A 6,432-nucleotide genomic window follows, 5' to 3' on the forward strand; every position below is an offset into this window, starting at 1 on the left:
CCCGTACTCAACCAGTAGGAGATGCAACAACCCATGACAGACGCACTCAAGCGGCTCTCCGACGAAGGCGTCGCGATCTGGCTGGACGACCTGTCGCGCAAGCGCATCACGTCCGGCAACCTCGCCGAGCTGATCGACCAGCAGCACGTCGTCGGTGTCACGACGAACCCGTCGATCTTCCAGAAGGCGATCTCCTCGGGTGACGGCTACGAGCAGCAGGTCAAGGACCTCGCCGCCCGTAAGGTCACCGTCGACGAGGCCATCCGCATGATCACGACGGCGGACGTCCGGGACGCCGCCGACATCCTGCGGCCGGTCTTCGACGCCACCGGCGGCCAGGACGGCCGGGTCTCCATCGAGGTCGACCCGCGCCTGGCGCACAAGACCGTGCCGACGATCGCCGAGGCCAAGCAGCTGGCGTGGCTGGTGGACCGCCCGAACACGCTGATCAAGATCCCGGCCACCAAGGCGGGCCTGCCGGCGATCACCGAGGTCATCGGCCTGGGCATCAGCGTCAACGTCACGCTGATCTTCTCGCTGGAGCGCTACCGCGAGGTGATGGACGCCTACCTGGCCGGTCTGGAGAAGGCCAAGGCCGCGGGGCTGGACCTGTCCCTGATCCGCTCGGTGGCGTCGTTCTTCGTGTCCCGTGTGGACAGCGAGATCGACAAGCGCCTGGAGAAGCTGGGCACGCAGGAGGCCAAGGCCCTCAAGGGCAAGGCCGCGCTGGCCAACGCCCGTCTGGCCTACCAGGCGTACGAGGAGGTCTTCGGCTCGGACCGCTGGGCCGCCCTGGACAAGGCCGGCGCCAACAAGCAGCGTCCGCTGTGGGCCTCGACCGGCGTCAAGGACCCGGACTACAAGGACACCCTGTACGTCGACGAGCTGGTCGCCCCGGGCACGGTCAACACCATGCCGGAGGCCACGCTGGAGGCCACCGCGGCGCGCGGCGAGATCACCGGCGACACGGTGCGCGGCACGTACGAGGCGGCGCAGGCCGACCTCGACGCGCTCGCCGCGCTCGGGATCTCCTACGACGACGTCGTGCAGCTCCTGGAGGACGAGGGCGTGGAGAAGTTCGAGGCGTCCTGGAACGACCTGCTCAAGTCCACTGAGGCGGAGCTCAAGCGCCTCGCTCCCTCGGAGGGCTGATCTCCCTTGTCTGGTTCACACGGAGCCAACCCGCTTCGTGACGCCGCGGACCGACGGCTCCCGCGTATCGCGGGGCCGTCGGGCCTGGTCATCTTCGGCGTCACGGGCGATTTGTCCCGTAAGAAGCTGATGCCTGCCGTCTACGACCTGGCCAACCGCGGACTGCTCCCGCCGGGTTTCTCGCTCATCGGGTTCGCCCGCCGCGAGTGGGAGAACGAGGACTTCGCGCAGGAGGTGTACGAGGCGGTCAAGCAGCACGCGCGTACACCGTTCCGCGAGGAGGTCTGGCAGCAGCTGGTCCAGGGCTGCCGCTTCGTCCAGGGCAACTTCGACGACGACGAGGCCTTCGAGACGCTCAAGGAGACCATCGAGGAGCTCGACAAGGCGCAGGGCACCGGCGGCAACTTCGCCTTCTACCTGTCCGTGCCGCCGAAGTTCTTCCCCAAGGTCGTCCAGCAGCTCAAGAAGCACGGGCTGGCCGACCAGAAGGAGGACTCCTGGCGCCGCGCCGTCATCGAGAAGCCCTTCGGCCACGACCTGGAGAGCGCGCAGGAGCTCAACCGGATCGTCCACGAGGTCTTCCCGCCCAACGAGGTCTTCCGGATCGACCACTACCTGGGCAAGGAGACGGTCCAGAACATCCTGGCGCTGCGGTTCGCCAACACGATGTTCGAGCCGCTGTGGAACCGCGGCTATGTCGACCACGTCCAGATCACGATGGCCGAGGACATCGGCATCGGCGGCCGGGCCGGCTACTACGACGGCATCGGCGCGGCCCGCGACGTCATCCAGAACCACCTCCTGCAGCTGCTCGCGCTGACCGCGATGGAGGAGCCCGCCTCCTTCGACGCGGACGCGCTGGTCGCGGAGAAGACCAAGGTGCTGGGCGCCGTCCGGCTGCCCAAGGACCTCGGCAAGGAGACCGTGCGCGCGCAGTACGCGGCGGGCTGGCAGGGCGGCGAGAAGGCCGTCGGCTACCTCCAGGAAGACGGCATCGACCCCAGGTCGAAGACCGACACCTACGCCGCGATCAAGCTGTCGATCGACAACCGCCGCTGGGCGGGCGTCCCCTTCTACCTGCGCACCGGCAAGCGGCTGGGCCGCCGGGTCACCGAGATCGCGGTGGTCTTCCAGCGCGCTCCGCACTCCCCCTTCGACCACACCGCCACCGAGGAGCTGGGGCAGAACGCCCTGGTCATCCGGGTGCAGCCGGACGAGGGCGTGACCGTGCGGTTCGGCTCCAAGGTTCCGGGCACCTCGATGGAGGTGCGGGACGTGTCGATGGACTTCGCGTACGGCGAGTCCTTCACGGAGTCCAGCCCGGAGGCCTACGAACGGCTGATCCTCGATGTGCTGCTGGGTGACGCCAACCTCTTCCCGCGGCTGGAGGAGGTCGAGCAGTCCTGGCGCATCCTCGACCCGATCGAGACCTACTGGGACAAGCACGGCAAGCCCGCGCAGTACCCGGCGGGCACCTGGGGCCCCATCGAGGCGGACGAAATGCTCGCACGAGACGGACGGAGCTGGCGTCGGCCATGAAGATCGATCTGACGGAAACCACGGCCAGCAAGATCAACAAGGCGTTGGTCGAGGGCCGTCGCGCGGTCGGCACCCCTGCCATCGGCATGGTGCTCACCCTCGTCATCGTCACCGACGAGGAGAACGCCTACGACGCCCTCAAGGCGGCCAACGAGGCGTCCCGTGAGCATCCTTCGCGCACCCTCGTCGTCATCAAGCGGGTCAGCCGGTCGCCGCGCGACCGGGCCAAGGCCCGCCTGGACGCCGAGGTGCGGGTCGGCACGGACGCCGGCACCGGCGAGACGGTGATACTGCGGCTCTACGGCGAGGCGATCGACCACGCCCAGTCCGTGGTGCTGCCGCTGCTGCTGCCGGACGCCCCGGTCGTGGTCTGGTGGGCGGTCAACGCCCCGCTCGACCCCGCCAAGGACCCGCTCGGTGCGCTGGCCCAGCGCCGGGTCACCGACGCGTACGCCTCCGAGCAGCCCGTGCGGGAGCTGACCGCTCGCGCGGAGACCTACACCCCCGGCGACACGGACCTGTCCTGGACCCGTATCACCCCGTGGCGCTCGATGCTGGCGGCGGCGCTCGACCAGGCCCCGTGCACGGTCACCTCGGCCGAGGTCGAGGGCGAGGAGTTCAACCCCAGCTGCGAGCTGCTCGCCATGTGGCTGGCCAGCAGGCTGAACGTCCCGGTCACCCGCAAGGTGTCGGCCGGCCCCGGCCTCACGGCCGTACGGATGGAGTCCAGCGGCGGCTCGATCGTGCTGGACCGCCCGGACGGCTCGCTGGCCACGCTCTCCATGCGCAGCCAGCCGGACCGCGCGGTGGCGCTCAAGCGGCGGGAGACCTCGGAGCTGCTCGCCGAGGAACTGCGCCGGCTCGACCCGGACGACATCTACGCCGGCGCGCTGAAGTTCGGTGTGGACCGGCTCGGTGGCGCCTCGGACGAGCCCGCGGCCGGGGACCCGGCTCCGGATGCCGGCGAGGGCGCCGCGGACAAGCCGGCGGCGAAGAAGGCGACCGCCAAGCCCGCCAAGAAGGCGGCCGCCAAGTGAGTGCTCCGCAGGTCGTCGTCCACCGCGACAAGGAGCTGATGGCCAAGGCCGCGGCGGCCCGGCTGATCACGAAGATCGTGGACGCCCAGGCCACCCGCGGCTTCGCCTCCGTGGTCCTGACCGGCGGGCGCAACGGCAACGGGCTGCTCGCGGCCCTCGCCGAGGCGCCCGCCCGGGACGCGGTGGACTGGTCGCGGCTCCACCTGTGGTGGGGGGACGAGCGGTTGCTGCCGGACGGCGATCCCGAGCGCAACCACACCCAGGCCCGCGAGGTGCTGCTGGACGGCGTCCCGCTGGACCCGGCCCGGGTGCACCCGATGCCCGCGTCCGACGGCCCGTACGGCAACGACGCCGACGCCGCCGCCGAGGCGTACGCGGCCGAACTCGCCGCCGCGGCGGCCCATGAGACCGCCTCACCGCCGGCCGGCGCCGGGGGCGGCCCGGTGCCGACCTTCGACGTCCTGCTGCTGGGCGTCGGCCCGGACACCCATGTCGCCTCGCTCTTCCCCGAGCTGCCGGGCGTACGGGAGACGGAGCGGACGGTGGTCGGTGTGCACGGCGCGCCGAAGCCGCCGCCCACCCGTGTCTCGCTCACCCTGCCCGCGATCCGCACGGCGCGGGAGGTCTGGCTGCTGGCGGCCGGCGAGGACAAGGCCAACGCCGTGGCCATGGCGCTCTCCGGCGCCGGTGAGGTCCAGGCCCCGGCGGCCGGCGCCCGGGGCCGCAGCCGGACCCTGTGGCTCCTGGACGAGGCGGCGGCGACCCGGCTGCCGCGCGGGCTGTATCCGCCGGCCTCGGCCTGAGAGGCGCCACACGCTGCCGAAGGGCCCCACACCCGAGGGTGTGGGGCCCTTCGGCATGGGTGCTCAACGCCCGCGCAGCTCGCGGTACTTGGCGACCAGGCCGGCCGTCGAGGCGTCCAGGCCCGGCACGTCGACGCCGTCGGTCAGGGCCGGTTCGACCCGCTTGGCGAGGACCTTGCCGAGCTCCACGCCCCACTGGTCGAAGGAGTCGATGTTCCAGACCGCGCCCTGCACGAACACCTTGTGCTCGTAGAGCGCGATCAGCTGGCCCAGCACGGACGGGCTGAGCTCCTTGGCCAGGATCGTGGTGGAGGGGCGGTTGCCCTGGAAGGTCTTGTGCGGCACCAGTTCCTCGGCCACGCCCTCGGCGCGCACCTCGTCCGGCGCCTTGCCGAACGCCAGCGCCTGGCCCTGCGCGAAGAGGTTGGCCATCAGCAGGTCGTGCTGGGCGACCAGACCCGGCTGGAGGTCCTCGACGGGCTGCGCGAAGCCGATGAAGTCCGCCGGGATCATCTTCGTGCCCTGGTGGAGCAGCTGGTAGTAGGCGTGCTGGCCGTTCGTGCCGGGAGTGCCCCAGACGACGGGGCCGGTCTGCCAGCCGACCCGACTGCCTTCGCGGTCCACGGACTTGCCGTTGGACTCCATGTCCAGCTGCTGCAGATAGGCGGTGAACTTGGACAGGTAGTGGCTGTAGGGCAGCACCGCATGCGACTGGGCGTCGAAGAAGTTGCCGTACCAGATGCCGAGCAGGCCCAGCAGCAGCGGGGCGTTCTCCTCCGGCGGGGCGGCGGCGAAGTGCTCGTCGACGAGGTGGAAGCCGGCCAGCATCTCGCGGAACCGCTCCTTGCCGATGGCGATCATCAGCGACAGACCGATCGCGGAGTCGTAGGAGTAGCGGCCGCCGACCCAGTCCCAGAACTCGAACATGTTGTCCGTGTTGATGCCGAACTCCGCCACCTTCTCGGCGTTGGTCGACAGCGCCACGAAGTGCTTGGCCACTGCCTCACCGCCGGCCCGCAGGCCGGTCAGCAGCCAGTCGCGGGCCGAAGTGGCGTTCGTGATCGTCTCGATGGTGGTGAAGGTCTTCGAGGCGATGATGAACAGCGTCTCGGCGGGGTCCAGATCGCGCACCGCCTCGTGCAGATCGGCACCGTCCACATTGGAGACGAAGCGGAACTGCATGTCCCGGTGGGTGTAGGCGCGCAGCGCCTCGTACGCCATCGCCGGGCCCAGGTCCGAGCCGCCGATACCGATGTTGACGACGGTCTTGATGCGCTTGCCGGTGTGGCCCTTCCAGTCGCCCGAGCGGACCCGGTCGGAGAAGGTGCCCATCTTCGTCAGGACGTACTGCACCGCGGGAACGACGTTCTCGCCATCGCTCTTGATGACCGCCGAGCCCGGCGCGCGCAGCGCGGTGTGCAGCACGGAGCGCCGCTCGGTGATGTTGATCTTGTCGCCGCGGAACATCGCGTCCCGCAGACCGGCCACGCCCCGCGCCGCGGCCAGTTCCCGCAGCAGCCGCAGCGTCTCGTCGGTGACCAGGTGCTTGGAGTAGTCCAGGTGCAGATCGCCGACCTGGAGGGTGTAGCGCTCGGCGCGCGCGGGATCCCGCTCGAACAGCTCGCGCAGATGCACCTCCCCCAGCTGCTCGCGGTGCTTGCTCAACGCGGTCCACTCAGGCATCTGGTCGAGCCTGCTGCGGCCTTCTGCGTTCATCTCGGACATCAGCCTTCTTCGTCTCGTAGCGGCCCCGCCACCCCCCAACCTAATTGATCAGCGCGCGATGTGGGACGCACGGCAAACGCGGCCGGGGGGGGGGGGGGGGGGGGGGGGGGTGGTGGGGGGGGAGGGGGGGGGGGGGGGGGGGGTTGGCGGTGGTTCGCTGATGGCGGGGAGGGGAT

The 6,432-nt window shown here is 70.4% G+C and carries 5 protein-coding genes; 4 read left to right on the plus strand and 1 reads right to left on the minus strand.

Going from position 1 to position 6,432, the window contains the following annotated elements:
* Positions 1-33: 33 nt before the first annotated feature.
* From tal to pgl, 4 genes are read left to right on the plus strand one after another with little or no spacing between them, the layout of a single operon-like run.
* Positions 34-1,152 carry a transaldolase gene (gene tal / locus ACZ5XZ_RS36800; protein WP_468986415.1) on the plus strand — a complete coding sequence of 373 codons (1,119 nt, stop codon included), beginning with the start codon at positions 34-36 and terminating at the stop codon, positions 1,150-1,152.
* Between the two features lie 6 nt (positions 1,153-1,158).
* Entirely contained in the window at positions 1,159-2,691 is a 1,533-nt protein-coding gene (zwf, locus tag ACZ5XZ_RS36805; protein ID WP_468986418.1) for a glucose-6-phosphate dehydrogenase, read from the plus strand.
* Positions 2,688-3,728 carry a glucose-6-phosphate dehydrogenase assembly protein OpcA gene (gene opcA, locus ACZ5XZ_RS36810; protein WP_468986420.1) on the plus strand — a complete coding sequence of 347 codons (1,041 nt, stop codon included), beginning with the start codon at positions 2,688-2,690 and terminating at the stop codon, positions 3,726-3,728. The genes zwf and opcA overlap by 4 nt, the downstream gene beginning before the upstream one ends.
* Complete coding sequence (gene pgl / locus ACZ5XZ_RS36815) at positions 3,725-4,531, plus strand: 6-phosphogluconolactonase (protein ID WP_468986422.1); 807 nt, start codon at positions 3,725-3,727, stop codon at positions 4,529-4,531. Before opcA ends, pgl begins: the two co-directional genes overlap by 4 nt.
* Positions 4,532-4,594: 63 nt before the next feature.
* On the opposite strand, the gene pgi is transcribed toward pgl, so the two are convergent.
* Positions 4,595-6,247 (minus strand): glucose-6-phosphate isomerase, encoded by a 1,653-nt coding sequence (pgi, locus tag ACZ5XZ_RS36820; RefSeq protein WP_468986426.1) that lies wholly within the window; start codon positions 6,245-6,247, stop codon positions 4,595-4,597.
* Positions 6,248-6,432: the final 185 nt, after the last annotated feature.

The organism is Streptomyces sp. NPDC033270, from assembly GCF_055576575.1.

Coding starts and splice junctions, on each gene's coding strand:
- tal (WP_468986415.1), top strand. CDS start 34: ATGACAGACGCACTCAAGCGGCTCTCCGACGAAGGCGTCGCGATCTGG.
- opcA (WP_468986420.1), top strand. CDS start 2,688: ATGAAGATCGATCTGACGGAAACCACGGCCAGCAAGATCAACAAGGCG.
- pgi (WP_468986426.1), bottom strand. CDS start 6,247: ATGAACGCAGAAGGCCGCAGCAGGCTCGACCAGATGCCTGAGTGGACC.